The following is a 16,180-nucleotide window of genomic DNA, read 5'->3' as shown; positions in this document are numbered from 1 at the left end:
GGAGTCAGTGACTGAATCCTAACTCAAGTGCGTGCATATGACTTCTGCTCATAACAGCGGGTTATGAGGCCACGTTCGTTTCAGGTTCGCGAGTGAGGGTTACGCCTGATTGCACTAGCACAAATTCGTTGTCGTCGAGTTTGTTGAGCCGGTCGCCAATGGCCAGCTTATAGGTGCTGACAGGCACCGAGCCGGCGAGGCCGTCGTGCGACGGGGTGGATTCCTGGAACTCATGCACGGAATAAACGCGGCCTTCCGCGTCTCTTGCATGGAACTGACCGACGAGTACTGCTGCCATCTGCTTAGAACCTCTGGAGATAAATCACTCAATTTGCGGTTCTGTAGACCGTGGTTGGGCGAGGTAAGTTTTCCTACAGGAAAAAAATAGTCAGGGGCGGCGATTTCCGTCGCTCACTGGTTGAATCGTCATTTGAAATCTATAACTAGAAGCTCTTTCCATCGGACAGTCGAGAATCTTCCATGAGCAACGTCTACGAGATCGCCGTTCTGGTCGGCAGCCTGAGAAAAGCGTCGATCAACCGCAAAGTCGCGCTGGCGCTGGCCGAGCTGGCGCCTGCCAATCTGAAGCTGACTATCGTCGAAATCGGCGATTTGCCGCTCTACAACGAAGACATCGATGGCGAATCACCGCCGGCAGCCTACAGCACTTTCCGACAACAAGTGAGTTCATCCGACGCAGTGTTGTTCGTGACCCCGGAATATAACCGTTCGGTGCCGGCGCCATTGAAGAATGCGATCGACGTGGGTTCGCGCCCCTATGGCAAGAGCGCCTGGAACGGCAAGCCGGGTGCGGTGATCAGCGCTGCACCGGGCGCCGTCGGCGGATTTGGGGCCAATCACAACGTGCGCCAGTCCATGGTGTTTCTCAATGTGCCGTGCATGCAACAGCCGGAGGCCTATCTGGGCGGCGCCGGCTCAGCGTTCGACGAGGCGGGCAAATTGTCGGAGTCGGTGAGGCCGTTCTTGCAGAAATTCATCGATGCGTATGCGCTGTGGGTTGAGCAGCATAAAAAGCAATGACCCGTTTACGTGGCGCTGATTAATTCTTGTGGCCAGCCACAATCCCTGTGGGAGCGGGCTTGCTCGCGAAGACGGCAGCACAGTCAACATTGATATCGACTGACCCACCGCTTTCGCGAGCAAGCCCGCTCCCACATTGGATCTCCTTATGGCGAAGGTCCTTGTAGGAGCGAGGCTTGCCCGCGAAGACGCCCATCCAATCACCACAAAACTCAACCATTACCCGGCACATTCGGCCAAAGATCGGACACCAGAAATAGCCGCTCGGCTTCTTCCCAATCCCCGTTCGTACGTTCTGTCAGCCGTACCATCAACTGCGCCGGGGCCAGCGGGTCCAGATCGTTCAGCCATGCATTCAACTGTTCAGCGTTCCAGGTTTGCTCTTCGGGGTAGTGTGCCGGCGCCAGCCAGGCATGGCGGGGCAGGGGTTGCCAGCGACCGAATGGGCGCTGCACGACAAAGTCCGCCCAGTCCTTCTGATGCAGCCAGCTACCGCGCAAATGCTGAGGGTGCGCGCCGCTCGGGGATTCGGACTGTCCCGGCCACGGATAAAGCAGATAACCGCCCAGCCACAGATGCGCACTGAACTGCTGGATATCCAGCGACGCCAGCACTGCACGGCTTTCCGCCCGCGCGGAAATCGGTAATTGATGCTGGCTCAGGTGCTTCAGTTTACGGTCGAGCCGATCATGACAACCCGGTCCGAGCCATTGCGCGGTGTCATGGCCGTCACCGTTCTGTGGCCCAAGGTAGAGCTTGATCGCCAGTTCCAGATGATGCACGCCATCGCGATCACGCAGCAGCATGTCCAGCTCACCCAAGGTGTGGCCTTCACGGCGGATCGGCAGGTTGGCGGCAATCAGCTCGATACCCGGCGCGTGCCGCACGGCGTACTGCCACAGCCGTTCGTAGTACAGACCCAGCCGCCGGGTTCTGGCTTGGGCCAGCCAGTGCAACAAGTCGTAACTGTCGCGGTCCAGTTGCCTGAGCCAGTGTTCCAGGCGCTCCGGTGCCTGCACCCAGTCGCTGCCCGCCAGCGGATGACGCTGCGACCACGGGGTGACGCTGAGCATCGGCGGCGCGAGGATGACCCAAGCCAGGTCGCGCACTTCAGGGTGGCGCAACTGGTGAGGTAACTGGAGCAAATCGGGAAATAGGATCATCTTGCGAGCATAGCCCGAAACGCGAGCGCACCGTCGTGGCTGAAAGGGTTTTGTCTACGCCGCGCTTTCGCCCATAATCGTGTTTTTCGCCGTCGCAGGCCCTCCGCGTCCCAATAGGAGCCCCATGGAGCAATTTCGTAATATCGGCATCATCGGTCGCCTGGGCAGTTCTCAGGTGCTGGATACCGTCCGCCGACTGAAACGGTTTCTGCTCGATCGTCACCTGCACGTGATCCTCGAAGACACCATCGCCGAAGTCCTGCCGGGTCATGGCCTGCAAACTTCGTCGCGCAAGATGCTCGGTGAAGTGTGTGACATGGTGATTGTGGTCGGTGGTGACGGCAGCCTGCTGGGCGCCGCCCGTGCCTTGGCCAAGCACAATATTCCGGTGCTCGGCATCAACCGTGGCAGCCTGGGATTCCTGACCGATATTCGTCCCGATGAGCTGGAAGTCAAAGTCGCCGAAGTGCTCGACGGCCACTATCTGGTGGAAAACCGCTTCCTGCTGCAAGCCGAAGTCCGTCGCCACGCCGAGGCCATTGGCCAGGGCGATGCGCTGAACGACGTGGTGCTGCACCCCGGCAAATCGACGCGGATGATCGAGTTCGAGTTGTACATCGACGGCCAGTTCGTCTGCAGCCAGAAAGCCGACGGCCTGATCGTTGCCACGCCGACCGGTTCGACCGCTTACGCGCTGTCGGCGGGTGGCCCGATCATGCATCCCAAGCTCGACGCTATTGTGATTGTGCCGATGTACCCCCATACCTTGTCAGGTAGACCGATCGTGGTCGATGGCAACAGTGAGCTGAAAATCGTCGTGTCCAAAGATATGCAGATTTACCCGCAAGTCTCCTGTGACGGGCAGAATCACTTCACCTGCGCGCCCGGTGACACCATCACCATCAGCAAGAAAGCGCAGAAACTGCGGCTGATTCATCCGCTGGACCACAACTACTATGAAGTCTGCCGGACCAAGCTCGGCTGGGGCAGCAAGTTGGGTGGTGGAGGCGACTGATGCTCGATCCCGCGCGTAGCTACGACCTGATTGGTGACGTGCACGGTTGCGCTCTGACCCTTGAGCACTTGCTTGACCGGCTCGGTTACCACAAACAGGCGGGTGTCTGGCGGCATCCGTCGCGCATGGCGGTGTTCCTCGGCGACATCATCGACCGCGGCCCGCGGATTCGCGAGGCGCTGCACATCGTCCGTGACATGGTCGAGGCCGGGCAGGCGCTGTGCATCATGGGCAACCATGAGTTCAACGCCCTTGGCTGGAGCACGCCAGCGCTGCCGGGCAGTGGCCAGCAGTTCGTGCGTGAACACACGCCGCGCCATGGCCGCCTGTTGCACGAAACCCTGACCCAGTTCGAAGATCATCCCGCGGAATGGCATGACTTCCTGCAATGGTTCTATGAACTGCCATTGTTCGTCGATGCCGGACGCTTTCGCGTCGTGCATGCCTGCTGGGATGCCAGCCTGATCGAGCCGTTGCGCGGGTTGTTCCCCGACGGCTGCATCGATGAGCACTTCCTCCAGGCCTCCGCGGTGCCGGGCAGTTTTGCCTGCACCGTGTTCGATCGCCTGTTGCGCGGCACCGACATGCGCTTGCCCCACGGGTTGACCATGACCAGCGGTGACGGCCTGACGCGCTCGTTTTTCCGCACCAAATTCTGGGAAGACGACCCGCAAACCTACGGAGACATCGTGTTCCAGCCCGACGCCTTGCCTGAGCCGGTGGCCCGCACGCCGCTGTCGTCCAGCGAAAAAGACAACTTGTTGCGCTACGGCGTCGATGAGCCGCTGTTGTTCGTCGGTCACTACTGGCGCAGCGGCAAACCGGCGCCGATTCGTCCGAACCTGGCGTGCCTGGATTACAGCGCAGTGCTCTACGGCAAATTGGTCGCTTATCGTCTGGATCAGGAAACCCGTCTCGATCCGCATAAATTTGTCTGGGTCGATGTCGAGCGGCCGGAGGTGCTGCAATGACGGCGGTAGCGGTATTACGTCTGCCTCTGGCGGTGGATTTGAGCGGGTTCGTCAAATTGCTGCAGCGCATGCAAGTGCCCCATCGGGTCAGCGAAGAGGCGGGCGAGCAGGTGCTGTGGGTCCCGGCCAACATCAGCGAAGACGTACGCTCATTGTACGAACGCTTTCCGGCGGGCGACCCCGATCAGCAACTGGATATCCCGATCGCGCAGACGCGGCAGCGTCCGGGCTTCGTCGAGCAATTGCGCTGCAGCAAGGCTACGGCGCTGGTGCTGCTGCTGAGTCTGATCGTCGGCATGGTGACGCTGCTGGGCGAAAACCTCGAAACGATACGCTGGCTGACCTTCCTCGATTTTCGTGTGGTCGGTGAGTACATCCATTTCACGCCATTGGCTGATAGCTTGGCGGCGGGGCAGTGGTGGCGTCTGGTGACGCCGATGCTGATCCACTTCGGCATCCTGCATCTGGCCATGAACGGCATGTGGTACTGGGAACTGGGGCGGCGCATCGAGTCGCGGCAGGGCAGCATCAACCTGATCGGCCTGACGTTGCTGTTCAGTCTGGTGTCCAACTATACCCAATACCTTTTCAGCGGCCCGAGCCTGTTTGGCGGGTTGTCCGGGGTGCTGTACGGCCTGCTCGGGCATTGCTGGATCTTCCAGGTCCTGTCGCCGAACCCGGCGTATCGCCTGCCCCGAGGGGTGTTGGTGATGATGTTGGTGTGGTTGCTGGTGTGCCTGTCCGGGCTGGTCTCGATGATCGGCTTCGGCCAGATTGCCAACGCGGCCCACGTCAGCGGGTTACTCATCGGATGCTTCACCGGTTTGTTGGGCGGTTTGTACAACCGCCGTAAACTGACTTCCAAATAAGCTATGTGATTAAAGAGCGCGGAGCCCTTGATGTCTTCTTTTAACGAAATGATCAAAAACATCACCCCGGATATCTACCAGAGCCTGAAACTGGCAGTGGAAATCGGCAAATGGTCCGACGGTGGCAAACTCACCGCCGAGCAGCGCGAACTGTCTCTGCAAGCGATGATCGCCTGGGAAATCCAGAACCTGCCCGAGGAAGAGCGCACCGGCTACATGGGCCCGCAGGAATGCGAGTCGAAGTCGATTGAAGTGCCAAACATTCTGTTCAAGTCGGATGCTATCCATTGATCGAGATTGGCCGCGGTGCAATCAGCAAAATGTCGGCGCGCCTCGACGGGCCGAACGTTCAGTACGCTTTTCGTCTGGGCGACGCCGAGGTACCGGTCAATCCGTTGATCGGCACCACAGTGCGCCTGGAATACCTGGGGGCGATCCACTGCACCCATTGCGGACGCAAGACCAAAACCAGTTTCAGCCAGGGTTACTGCTACCCGTGCATGACCAAACTGGCGCAGTGCGATATTTGCATCATGAGCCCGGAACGTTGCCACTACGACGCCGGCACCTGCCGTGAGCCTGCGTGGGGCGAAAAATTCTGCATGACCGATCATGTGGTGTATCTGGCCAATTCGTCGGGGATCAAGGTCGGCATAACCCGTGCTACGCAGCTGCCGACCCGTTGGCTCGATCAGGGCGCCAGCCAGGCCTTGCCGATCATGCGCGTCGCGACCCGTCAGCAGTCGGGCTTCGTCGAAGATCTGTTCCGCAGTCAGGTGGCTGACAAGACCAACTGGCGTGCTTTACTCAAGGGCGATGCGGTATCTGTGGACCTGGCGCAGGTTCGCGATCAGCTGTTTGAAAGTTGTGCGGAAGGTTTGCAAGGTTTGCAGGAACGATTTGGCCTACAAGCAATCCAGACCATTACCGATGTCGAACCGCTCGAGATCCGCTATCCGATCGAGCAATATCCGGCCAAGATTGTCAGCTTCAACCTGGACAAGAACCCGATTGCCGAAGGCACGCTGCTGGGGATCAAGGGCCAGTACCTGATTTTCGACACCGGCGTGATCAATATTCGTAAATACACGGCCTACCAGCTCGCCGTGCATCAGTAAGGATTCCAGTATGCGCACCGAACAACCGAAGATGATCTACCTGAAGGACTATCAGGCGCCTGAGTACCTGATCGACGAGACGCACCTGACCTTCGAGTTGTTCGAGGACCACAGCCTGGTCCATGCGCAACTGGTGATGCGCCGTAATCCTGAACGTGGCCCGGGCCTGCCGCCGCTGGTGCTGGACGGCCAGCAACTCGAACTGCTGTCGGTGACATTGGCCGACCAAGAGCTTTCTGCGGCGCAGTATCAGTTGACCGAGAATCACCTGACCCTGCACCCGACCAGCACCACCTTCACGGTCGATACCAGCGTCAAGATCCACCCGGAAACCAACACCGCCCTGGAAGGGCTGTACAAATCCGGCACCATGTTCTGCACCCAGTGCGAAGCCGAAGGTTTCCGCAAGATCACCTATTACCTCGACCGCCCGGATGTGATGAGCACGTTCACCACCACGGTGGTCGCCGAGCAGCACAGCTATCCAGTGCTGCTGTCCAACGGCAACCCGATTGCCTCAGGTCCTGGCGAAGACGGCCGGCACTGGGCGACCTGGGAAGACCCGTTCAAGAAACCGGCCTACCTGTTCGCGCTGGTGGCCGGTGACCTGTGGTGCGTCGAAGACACCTTCACCACCATGACCGAGCGCTCCGTGGCGCTGCGCATCTACGTCGAGCCGGAAAACATCGACAAGTGCCAGCACGCCATGAACAGCCTGAAGAAGTCGATGCGCTGGGACGAAGAAGTTTACGGTCGCGAGTACGACCTGGACATCTTCATGATCGTCGCGGTCAACGACTTCAACATGGGCGCCATGGAGAACAAAGGCCTCAACATCTTCAACTCCAGCGCCGTACTGGCCCGCGCCGAAACCGCTACCGATGCCGCGCACCAGCGTGTGGAAGCGATCGTTGCCCACGAATACTTCCACAATTGGTCGGGCAACCGTGTGACTTGCCGCGACTGGTTCCAGTTGTCGCTCAAGGAAGGCTTCACCGTGTTCCGCGATTCCGGCTTCTCCGCCGACATGAACTCGGCCACGGTCAAACGCATCCAGGACGTGGCGTACCTGCGTACCCACCAGTTCGCCGAAGACGCCGGCCCGATGGCCCACGCCGTGCGCCCGGACAGCTTCATCGAGATTTCCAACTTCTACACCCTGACCGTGTACGAAAAGGGTTCGGAAGTGGTCGGCATGATCCACACCTTGCTTGGCGCCGAAGGCTTCCGCAAAGGCAGCGACCTGTACTTCGAACGCCATGACGGCCAGGCCGTGACCTGCGACGACTTCATCAAGGCCATGGAAGACGCAAACGGCGTTGACCTGACCCAATTCAAACGCTGGTACAGCCAGGCCGGCACACCGCGTTTGGCGGTGAGCGAGTCCTACGACGCCGCAGCGAAAGCCTACAGCCTGACCTTCCGCCAGAGCTGTCCGGAAACCCCGGACAAGGTGGAAAAACGGCCGTTCGTGATTCCGGTGGAACTGGGCCTGCTGGACAGCAAGGGTGGTGAAGTTGCCCTGCGTCTTGCCGGTGAAGCCAGTGCTCAAGGCACCTCGAGGGTTATTTCGGTGACTGAGGCCGAGCAGACCTTCACCTTCATCGACATTGCTGAAAAGCCGCTGCCTTCGTTGCTACGCGGCTTCTCGGCGCCGGTGAAACTGAGCTTCCCGTACGACCGCGATCAGCTGATGTTCCTGATGCAGCACGACAGCGACGGTTTCAACCGCTGGGATGCCGGTCAGCAATTGTCGGTGCAAGTACTGCAAGAGTTGATCGAACAGCAACAGAAGGGTGAAGCGCTGGTGCTGGATCAGCGTTTGGTTGCAGCACTGCGTACCGTGCTGTCCGACGACACACTGGATCAGGCGATGGTCGCCGAGATGCTTTCGCTGCCGGGCGAGGCGTATCTGACCGAGATCAGTGAAGTGGCTGACGTAGACGCCATTCACACGGCCCGCGAGTTTGCCCGTAAGCAATTGGCTGAAGGCTTGTTCGAGGCATTGTGGCTGCGTTATCAGGCCAATCGCGATCTCTCGAAGAAAACGCCGTATGTGGCCGAGGCCGAGCATTTCGCCCGCCGCGCGCTGCAAAACATTGCGCTGTCGTACCTGATGCTCAGCGGCAAGCCGGAAGTCTTGGCGGCAACCCTTGAGCAGTTCGACACCAGCGACAACATGACCGAGCGTCTGACGGCGTTGGCGGTGGTGGTGAATTCGCCGTTCGAAGAGCAGAAAGCCACGGCGTTGGCGACCTTCGCCGAGCACTTCAAGGACAATCCGCTGGTCATGGATCAGTGGTTCAGCGTTCAGGCCGGCAGCACATTGCCGGGCGGTCTGGAGCGGGTCAAAGCCTTGATGCAACACCCGGCGTTCACCATCAAGAACCCGAACAAGGTGCGAGCCCTGATCGGCGCGTTTGCCGGGCAGAACCTGATCAACTTCCATGCCGCCGACGGTTCCGGGTATCGGTTCCTGGCGGATCTGGTGATCGAGCTGAACGGGTTTAACCCGCAGATCGCCTCTCGCCAACTGGCGCCGCTGACTCGCTGGCGCAAATACGACGATGCTCGTCAGGCGTTGATGAAAGGTGAGTTGGAGCGGATTCGTGCTTCGGGGCAACTGTCCAGCGATGTGTTTGAAGTGGTCAGCAAAAGCCTGGCCTGATTTGGTCTTGCTCCCGCAGGGTTCACTCGGACCCCTGTGGGAGTGGGCTTGCTCGCGAAGGCGGCCTGATAGCCGACCGGGATTTTTGATGGTGTACATATCCGTTTCTGCGGTCACGGCTACTTATGGTTTCGCCCTTACGGCGAGGCACTTTTGGCAAACGCCCCAAAAGTACCCAAAAGGTCTCGCCCCAAGCGTCCGGCCCCTCGCTAAGGCTCGGCGTTCCTTCGCTCCGGTATCCATCTGGGGGCATCGCCCTACGGTCTGCTTCGCTACGACCTACATGCGATGGGTTCGACTGCGTCGAACGGCGCTACGCGCCAATCCCCAGATGAACACCTCCACTCAGCCTCCCGAAGGGGCGGTGGATCAAGATCAAAAGCCAAAGCCAAAGCCAGAGCCAGAGCCAGAGCCAAAGCCAAAGCCAAAGCCAGAGCCAAAGCCAAAGCCAAAGCAAAATCAAAAGATCGCAGCCTTCGGCAGCTCCTACAGGGGGAACACGTGTACTTGAGCTTAGGCCGGCCGGTAGGCCGCCTCGCTTTTGATGTTGACGCACCGCCCCCTCGAGAGGCGAGAGGAGGTGCTGCGCAGTGGGCAACCCGGCATGGATGCCGGGTTAGCCGCGCACGGCCATGGATGGCCGATCGCGGCGGGCCCACGGAGCAGGACCGGAGCGAGGGCATGCCGAGCCTAGGCGAGGCACCGAACGAAAGGGGCAAAAAGCGCTTTGGTTACTTTCGCGCTTTTCGAAAGTGACTCGCTGTAAAAGCGAAACCAATAGCCGCCGTGACCGCAGCAACGGATATGCACACCAAAACCCCAAAAACCAATCACCCCACCTGATACCCAATCATTCACCCCCACCCCATACCCCTCCAGTTAACAAAACATAACGTGGCGTCGATTGTCAGACCTTTCCAAACCCCGATAGGATAAGCCAGCTTCCGAAGGGGCTCTGGATTGCGGGTTTCAGGACTATGCTCCTGAATAGGTCAATCCCGATGAGCATCCCTTACGGCGCCCTGAAGGGTTGAACGACCTAACAATAATAATGTGGGGGAAGGTCTATGAGTGAGCCTGTCATGGGTGTGAGTATTGGCCGCCCGCCGGCGTTACGCAGGTTCGCGTTGCTGGCTACAGCGCTCTCGCTGTTGGGCTGTACCGTGCTGTCGGCGCCCGCGCTGGCCGCTGCCGCGTCGGCCACCGATGTGGTTTATTCCGTTGAATCCGCCAAGGCCAGCAAAGGCCTGATGCTCGATGTCGTACACGCCGGCAAACGCCTGGTGGCGGTCGGCGATCGCGGGCACATTCTGTATTCCGATGACCAGGGCGCGACCTGGACCCAGGCCAAGGTGCCGACCCGGCAACTGCTGACGGCAGTGTTTTTTGTCGATGACAAACACGGCTGGGCCGTTGGCCATGATGCGCAGATCCTCGCCAGCGAAGACGGCGGCATCACCTGGACCAAGCAATTCGAAGACCTGAAACGCGAATCGCCGCTGCTCGACGTCTGGTTCAAGGACGTTAACAGCGGCTTTGCCGTGGGCGCTTACGGTGCGTTGCTGGAAACCACCGACGGCGGAAAAAACTGGGAAGACGTCAGCGACCGTCTCGACAACGAAGACCAATACCACCTCAACGCCATTGCCGCGGTCAAGGATTCCGGTATTTTCATCGTCGGCGAGCAGGGCAGCATGTTCCGCTCCGCCGATGATGGGCAGACCTGGGAAAAGCTTGAGGGCCCCTACGAAGGCTCGCTGTTCGGTGTGATCGGCACTGCGCAACCGGCCACGCTGCTGGCCTATGGGTTGCGCGGCAACCTCTACCGTTCCACGGATTTCGGCAACACCTGGGAGCAGGTCGAGCTCAAGGCTGCACGCGGCGCGCTGGAGTTCGGCCTGTCTGGCGCCACGCTGCTCGATGACGGATCCATCGTGATCGTCGGCAACGGCGGCAGCATTATTCGCAGCACCGACGACGGCGAAACCTTCAGCGTGTTCAATCGCCCGGATCGCATTTCCGTTTCGGCGGTGACGGCAGCAGGCAACGGCAATCTGATTCTGGCAGGACAGGGTGGCGTTCGCGTTACTTCGCCCACCGGCGCAGAGAATGGAAAAAACGGGTCGTCCAAATGAGCCGGGCAAATAATAAGAAGGCGGGTCTATGACATCCTTAAGCACTCCTCATCAGGACAAGGCGACGTTTCTTGAGCGCCTGATTTTCAACAATCGCCCGGCAGTCATCGTCATCTGCCTGCTGGTCAGTGTTTTCCTGTTCTGGCAGGCGACGTTGATCCGGCCGTCCACCAGCTTCGAAAAAATGATCCCGCTCGAGCATCCATTCATTGAAAAAATGATGGAGCACCGCAACGATCTGGCGAACCTGGGCAACACGGTGCGGATTTCCGTGGAAGCCACCGATGGCGACATCTTCTCCAAGGAATACATGGAGACCCTGCGTCAGATCAACGACGAGGTGTTCTACATTTCCGGCGTCGACCGTTCCGGCCTCAAGTCGCTGTGGAGCCCGAGCGTGCGCTGGACCGAGGTGACGGAGGAGGGTTTCGCCGGTGGTGAAGTGATTCCCCAGAGCTATAACGGCTCCCAGCAAAGCCTCGACCTGCTGCGCAACAACGTGCTCAAGTCCGGGCAAGTCGGGCGCCTGGTGGCCAACGACTTCAAGTCGAGCATCGTCGACATCCCGCTGCTGGAGTCCTACCCGGACCCGCAGGACCAGGGCAAGTTGCTGGCGCTGGACTACCGCCAGTTCTCTCACGAGCTCGAGGACAAGATCCGCAACAAGTTCGAAGCGCAGAACCCCAACGTGAAGATCCACATTGTCGGGTTCGCCAAGAAAGTCGGCGACCTGATTGATGGCTTGGTCATGGTGGTGATGTTCTTCGGCGTCGCCTTCGTCATCACGCTGATCCTGCTGTACTGGTTCACTAACTGCATGCGCAGTACCGTGGCGGTTTTGAGCACGACGCTGGTGGCGGTGGTCTGGCAGCTCGGCCTGATGCACTTCTTCGGTTTCGGGCTTGATCCGTATTCGATGCTGGTGCCGTTTCTGATCTTCGCTATCGGGATTTCCCACGGCGTGCAGAAAATCAACGGTATCGCCTTGCAGTCCAGCGAGGCGGAGAACGCGCTGACAGCGGCACGCCGTACATTCCGTCAGCTGTTTCTGCCGGGGATGATCGCGATCCTCGCGGATGCGGTGGGCTTCATCACGCTGCTGATCATCGACATTGGCGTGATTCGTGAACTGGCCATCGGCGCGTCCATCGGCGTGGCGGTGATCGTGTTCACCAACCTGATTCTGCTGCCGGTGGCGATTTCCTACGTCGGTATCAGCAAGCGCGCCGTCGAACGCAGCAAGAAAGACGCGCACCGCGAGCATCCGTTCTGGCGCCTGCTGTCGAACTTTGCCAGCCCCAAAGTCGCCCCGATTTCCATTGCCCTGGCGCTGATCGCTTTCGGTGGCGGCCTCTGGTACAGCCAGAACCTGAAAATCGGCGACCTCGACCAAGGCGCGCCGGAGCTGCGTCCGGACTCGCGTTACAACAAGGACAACAGCTTCATCATCAACAACTACTCCACCAGTTCCGACGTATTGGTGGTGATGGTCAAGACCAAGTCCGAAGGTTGCTCGCGTTATGAGGCCATGGCGCCGATCGACGAGCTGATGTGGAAGATGCAGAACACCGAGGGCGTGCAGTCGGCGATCTCGCTGGTGACCGTGTCCAAGCAGATGATCAAGGGCATGAACGAGGGCAACCTGAAATGGGAAACCCTGTCGCGCAACCCGGACGTGCTGAACAACTCCATCGCCCGTGCCGATGGCCTGTACAACAACAATTGCTCCCTGGCGCCGGTGCTGGTGTTCCTCAACGATCACAAGGCTGAAACCCTGGATCGTGCGGTGCATGCGGTGCAGGACTTCGCCAAAGACAACAACAAGGAAGGCCTGGAATTCATCCTTGCCGCCGGTAATGCCGGGATCGAAGCGGCCACCAACGAGGTGATCAAACGCTCCGAACTGACCATTCTGGTTCTGGTGTACATCTGCGTCGCGACCATGTGCATGATCACCTTCCGTTCCTGGGCGGCGACCTTGTGCATCGTGCTGCCGCTGGTGCTGACCTCGGTACTCGGCAACGCATTGATGGCGTTCATGGGCATCGGCGTGAAAGTGGCGACTTTGCCGGTGGTCGCGCTCGGGGTGGGGATTGGCGTGGACTACGGGATCTACATCTACAGCCGTCTGGAAAGCTTCCTGCGTGCCGGTCTGCCGCTACAAGAGGCGTACTACCAGACGCTGAAGTCCACCGGTAAAGCCGTGCTGTTCACCGGTCTGTGCCTGGCGATCGGCGTATGCACCTGGATCTTCTCGGCGATCAAGTTCCAGGCCGACATGGGCCTGATGCTGACCTTTATGCTGCTGTGGAACATGTTCGGCGCGTTGTGGCTGCTGCCAGCGCTGGCGCGGTTCCTGATCAAACCGGAAAAGCTGGCAGGGCAGAAGGGCAACTCGCTGTTTGCTCACTGACCGGTCGCTGAAACTAAAAAGCCGCAACCAAGGTCGCGGCTTTTTTATACCTCAAATTCGCACCAGTCCCTGTGGTGGTTATGAGGGATCGGTTCCCAACACCACATTCAACGCACTGCGCGCATCATCCAGTTGCACCAGCGTCGCATGCCGTGCGCCCAGCGCATCGCGATTCTCGATAGCAGTCAGGATCGCCTTGTGCCGTGGCATCGCCAATTCATGCAGATTCGGTCGTTGGTTGGAGTGCTTCAAGGCTTCTGCAATCGCCACCGACAGCATGTTGCACAGGTTCGCCAGCAAGTCGTTATGAGTCGCGTCGGCGATGCGGCTATGGAAATCCAGATCCGGTTGCAACAAGGCTTCCGGGGTCGGTGCCGCTTCCATGCGTTGGTAGGCCTCGCCGATAGAGGCAATGTCTTCATCCGTGGCGAACTGCGCGGCCAATGCGGCGGCGGCCGGCTCGATGATGCTGCGCACGCTGGTCAGCAGATCAAAGAATTCATTTTGCGGACTGCTTTGCATCAGCCAGTGCAGCACATCCGGGTCGAGCATGTGCCATTCCTTGCGCTGCTTGACCACCGTGCCGACCCGCGGACGGGAATACACCAGGCCCTTGGCGACCAATACGCGAGTGGCTTCACGCAGGACCGGCCGGCTGACCGCGTATTCCTCGCATAGCAGGGCTTCGGCGGGCAGTTTGTCGTCCGGTTTGAAGCGTCCCGAGACGATCTGCATGCCCAGTTCCTGGACGATGCGCGAATGCATGCTTTTGCGTTCGGAGGGTTTGCGGTAATCCATGGGGAACGGCGCGATCCTGTGCGATGGGGTGCCGCGCATGATAGCAGGCGCGGCGAGTGATGGTCGTCAGAGCAAGCACAGTCCTGAAGCATATGGGATTAAATGTGGGAGCGGGCTTGCTCGCGAAGAGGCCATCACATTCAACATTGATGTTGGCTGATAGCCCGCCTTCGCGAGCAAGCCCGCTCCCACATTATTAGATTGATGGTGTCAGTGAGAGTGGCGTGGCACCTCGGCCCCGCGGCAACCAACCAGGAAGTCAAAGTCGCAACCCTGATCCGCCTGCAGCACGTGATCGATGTACAACTGACGATAACCGCCCACGATCAATTGCTGTGGCGGCTGTAGATCCGCCATGCGCGCCGCCAGCTCTGCATCCGGAATGTCCAGATGCAAGCGCCCATTGGCGCAATCAAGCTCGATCCAGTCGCCTTCCTTCACTGTCGCCAAAGGCCCACCAGCCGCCGCTTCCGGTGCCACATGCAGAACAACCGTGCCGTACGCTGTGCCGCTCATGCGTGCGTCGGAAATCCGTACCATGTCGGTCACTCCCTGGGCCAGCAGCTTGGCCGGCAACCCCATATTGCCGACTTCGGCCATGCCCGGATAACCCTTCGGCCCGCAGTTCTTCATCACTAGAATCGAATTGGCATCCACGTCCAGTTCCGGATCGTTGATCCGCGCCTTGTACATGTCGAAGTTCTCGAACACCACAGCACGCCCGCGATGTTGCATCAATTCGGCACTCGCGGCGGAGGGCTTGAGCACCGCACCGAGTGGCGCCAGGTTACCGCGCAACACACAGATGCCGCCGTCGGCGCGGATCGGGTTGTCGAGGGGGCGGATCACTTCGTCCTGACCGTAGATCGGCGCGTCCTTGGTGTTCTCGCCGATGGTTTTGCCGTTAACGGTGAGGGCGTTCGGGTGCGGAATCAGGTTGGCTTCGCCGAGGCGACGCAGTACCGCGGGCAAGCCGCCGGCGTAGTAGAACTCTTCCATCAGGAAGCGCCCGGACGGTTGCAGGTCGACGATGGTCGGCATGCCGCGACCGATGCGGGTCCAGTCATCCAGATCCAGCTCGACACCGATGCGCCCGGCGATGGCTTTCAAGTGAATCACCGCGTTGGTTGAACCGCCGATGGCGGCGTTTACCCGGATGGCGTTTTCGAAGGCTTCCTTGGTCAGGATCTTCGACAGTTTCAAATCTTCGCGCACCATTTCCACTGCGCGCATACCGGACATGTGCGCCAACACATAACGGCGCGCATCGACCGCTGGAATCGCGGCGTTGTGGGGCAGGGAAGTGCCGAGGGCTTCGGCCATGCAAGCCATGGTCGACGCCGTGCCCATGGTGTTGCAGGTGCCGGCCGAGCGTGACATGCCGCCCTCGGCCGCGAGGAAATCGTCGATGGTGATGGTGCCAGCCTTGACCTGTTCACTGAGCTGCCAGACCACCGTGCCCGAGCCGATGTCCTGGCCCTTGTGCTTGCCGTTGAGCATCGGTCCACCGGTGACGACGATCGCCGGCACGTCACAACTGGCCGCGCCCATCAGCAGCGCCGGTGTGGTTTTGTCGCAACCGGTGAGCAGCACCACGCCATCGATCGGGTTACCGCGTATGGCTTCCTCGACGTCCATGCTCGCCAGGTTGCGGGTAAGCATGGCAGTGGGGCGCAGGTTCGATTCGCCGTTGGAGAACACCGGGAATTCCACCGGGAAGCCGCCGGCTTCGATCACCCCACGCTTGACGTGCTCGGCGATCTGCCGGAAATGCGCGTTGCACGGGGTCAGTTCCGACCAGGTGTTGCAGATGCCGATGATTGGCTTGCCATGGAACTGATGGTCGGCGATGCCCTGATTCTTCATCCAGCTGCGGTACATGAAGCCGTTCTTGTCGGCGGTGCCAAACCATTGGGCGGAGCGCAGGGTGGGTTTCTTATCAGACATGATCGGTTCTCTTATTGTATGACTATATTGTGCGGGTCACGG

General features: G+C 59.7%; 13 protein-coding genes. 9 read left to right on the top strand and 4 right to left on the bottom strand.

From position 1 onward, the window contains the following. Positions 1 to 61 precede the first annotated feature (61 nt). Positions 62 to 298, bottom strand: a complete 237-nt coding sequence (locus AB4O41_RS03315) for a hypothetical protein (protein ID WP_123495100.1) — start codon at positions 296 to 298, stop codon at positions 62 to 64. A gap of 182 nt (positions 299 to 480) precedes the next feature. Here AB4O41_RS03315 and AB4O41_RS03310 point away from each other — a divergent pair, with 182 nt between their 5' ends. Continuing rightward, a complete protein-coding gene (locus AB4O41_RS03310) occupies positions 481 to 1,041 on the top strand; it encodes an NADPH-dependent FMN reductase (RefSeq protein WP_460146208.1) in 561 nt (186 codons plus the stop codon). A 212-nt stretch (positions 1,042 to 1,253) separates the two neighbouring features. On the opposite strand, the gene AB4O41_RS03305 is transcribed toward AB4O41_RS03310, so the two are convergent. Then, complete coding sequence (locus AB4O41_RS03305; protein WP_460146206.1) at positions 1,254 to 2,204, bottom strand: DUF1853 family protein; 951 nt, start codon at positions 2,202 to 2,204, stop codon at positions 1,254 to 1,256. Between the two features lie 124 nt (positions 2,205 to 2,328). Between AB4O41_RS03305 and AB4O41_RS03300 the strand changes: the two genes are divergently transcribed. The 8 genes from AB4O41_RS03300 (at position 2,329) to AB4O41_RS03265 (ending at position 13,393) form a co-directional block, all read left to right on the top strand. Further along, entirely contained in the window at positions 2,329 to 3,219 is an 891-nt protein-coding gene (locus AB4O41_RS03300) for an NAD(+) kinase (protein WP_030130396.1), read from the top strand. Then, the gene (locus AB4O41_RS03295) at positions 3,216 to 4,190 is read left to right on the top strand and encodes a metallophosphoesterase (protein ID WP_460148266.1); all 975 of its coding nucleotides are present in this window, start codon (positions 3,216 to 3,218) and stop codon (positions 4,188 to 4,190) included. Before AB4O41_RS03300 ends, AB4O41_RS03295 begins: the two co-directional genes overlap by 4 nt. Next, the gene (locus AB4O41_RS03290; RefSeq protein WP_460146204.1) at positions 4,187 to 5,059 is read left to right on the top strand and encodes a rhomboid family intramembrane serine protease; all 873 of its coding nucleotides are present in this window, start codon (positions 4,187 to 4,189) and stop codon (positions 5,057 to 5,059) included. Before AB4O41_RS03295 ends, AB4O41_RS03290 begins: the two co-directional genes overlap by 4 nt. A 30-nt stretch (positions 5,060 to 5,089) precedes the next feature. Further along, positions 5,090 to 5,350: a YeaC family protein gene (locus AB4O41_RS03285; protein ID WP_038984092.1), complete on the top strand. Its 261-nt coding sequence runs from the start codon at positions 5,090 to 5,092 to the stop codon at positions 5,348 to 5,350. Further along, a complete protein-coding gene (locus tag AB4O41_RS03280; protein ID WP_460146202.1) occupies positions 5,347 to 6,177 on the top strand; it encodes a DUF2797 domain-containing protein in 831 nt (276 codons plus the stop codon). The genes AB4O41_RS03285 and AB4O41_RS03280 overlap by 4 nt, the downstream gene beginning before the upstream one ends. A 10-nt stretch (positions 6,178 to 6,187) precedes the next feature. Further along, a complete protein-coding gene (gene pepN, locus AB4O41_RS03275) occupies positions 6,188 to 8,845 on the top strand; it encodes an aminopeptidase N (RefSeq protein ID WP_460146201.1) in 2,658 nt (885 codons plus the stop codon). 1,067 nt (positions 8,846 to 9,912) lie between these two features. Beyond that, positions 9,913 to 10,980, top strand: a complete 1,068-nt coding sequence (locus AB4O41_RS03270) for a WD40/YVTN/BNR-like repeat-containing protein (protein ID WP_460146199.1) — start codon at positions 9,913 to 9,915, stop codon at positions 10,978 to 10,980. Between the two features lie 28 nt (positions 10,981 to 11,008). Next, positions 11,009 to 13,393, top strand: coding sequence for an efflux RND transporter permease subunit (locus AB4O41_RS03265; protein WP_460146198.1), 2,385 nt, complete (start codon positions 11,009 to 11,011; stop codon positions 13,391 to 13,393). 78 nt (positions 13,394 to 13,471) lie between these two features. Here the strand turns inward: AB4O41_RS03265 and AB4O41_RS03260 are convergent, their stop codons facing one another. Then, positions 13,472 to 14,191 (bottom strand): FadR/GntR family transcriptional regulator, encoded by a 720-nt coding sequence (locus tag AB4O41_RS03260; protein WP_367371745.1) that lies wholly within the window; start codon positions 14,189 to 14,191, stop codon positions 13,472 to 13,474. 210 nt (positions 14,192 to 14,401) lie between these two features. Then, positions 14,402 to 16,138 (bottom strand): IlvD/Edd family dehydratase, encoded by a 1,737-nt coding sequence (locus tag AB4O41_RS03255; RefSeq protein WP_460146195.1) that lies wholly within the window; start codon positions 16,136 to 16,138, stop codon positions 14,402 to 14,404. Between the last annotated feature and the right edge of the window lie 42 nt (positions 16,139 to 16,180).

Source organism: Pseudomonas sp. S2_A02 (assembly GCF_054668495.1).
This window is presented reverse-complemented; position numbering and strand designations above follow the sequence as displayed.

What these genes read in the sequence shown, in the direction of transcription:
- AB4O41_RS03285 (WP_038984092.1), top strand. Translation starts at nt 5,090, where the DNA reads ATGTCTTCTTTTAACGAAATGATCAAAAACATCACCCCGGATATCTAC.
- AB4O41_RS03260 (WP_367371745.1), bottom strand. Translation starts at nt 14,191, where the DNA reads ATGGATTACCGCAAACCCTCCGAACGCAAAAGCATGCATTCGCGCATC.
- AB4O41_RS03315 (WP_123495100.1), bottom strand. Translation starts at nt 298, where the DNA reads ATGGCAGCAGTACTCGTCGGTCAGTTCCATGCAAGAGACGCGGAAGGC.
- AB4O41_RS03255 (WP_460146195.1), bottom strand. Translation starts at nt 16,138, where the DNA reads ATGTCTGATAAGAAACCCACCCTGCGCTCCGCCCAATGGTTTGGCACC.
- AB4O41_RS03270 (WP_460146199.1), top strand. Translation starts at nt 9,913, where the DNA reads ATGAGTGAGCCTGTCATGGGTGTGAGTATTGGCCGCCCGCCGGCGTTA.
- AB4O41_RS03290 (WP_460146204.1), top strand. Translation starts at nt 4,187, where the DNA reads ATGACGGCGGTAGCGGTATTACGTCTGCCTCTGGCGGTGGATTTGAGC.
- AB4O41_RS03305 (WP_460146206.1), bottom strand. Translation starts at nt 2,204, where the DNA reads ATGATCCTATTTCCCGATTTGCTCCAGTTACCTCACCAGTTGCGCCAC.
- pepN (WP_460146201.1), top strand. Translation starts at nt 6,188, where the DNA reads ATGCGCACCGAACAACCGAAGATGATCTACCTGAAGGACTATCAGGCG.
- AB4O41_RS03265 (WP_460146198.1), top strand. Translation starts at nt 11,009, where the DNA reads ATGACATCCTTAAGCACTCCTCATCAGGACAAGGCGACGTTTCTTGAG.
- AB4O41_RS03300 (WP_030130396.1), top strand. Translation starts at nt 2,329, where the DNA reads ATGGAGCAATTTCGTAATATCGGCATCATCGGTCGCCTGGGCAGTTCT.
- AB4O41_RS03310 (WP_460146208.1), top strand. Translation starts at nt 481, where the DNA reads ATGAGCAACGTCTACGAGATCGCCGTTCTGGTCGGCAGCCTGAGAAAA.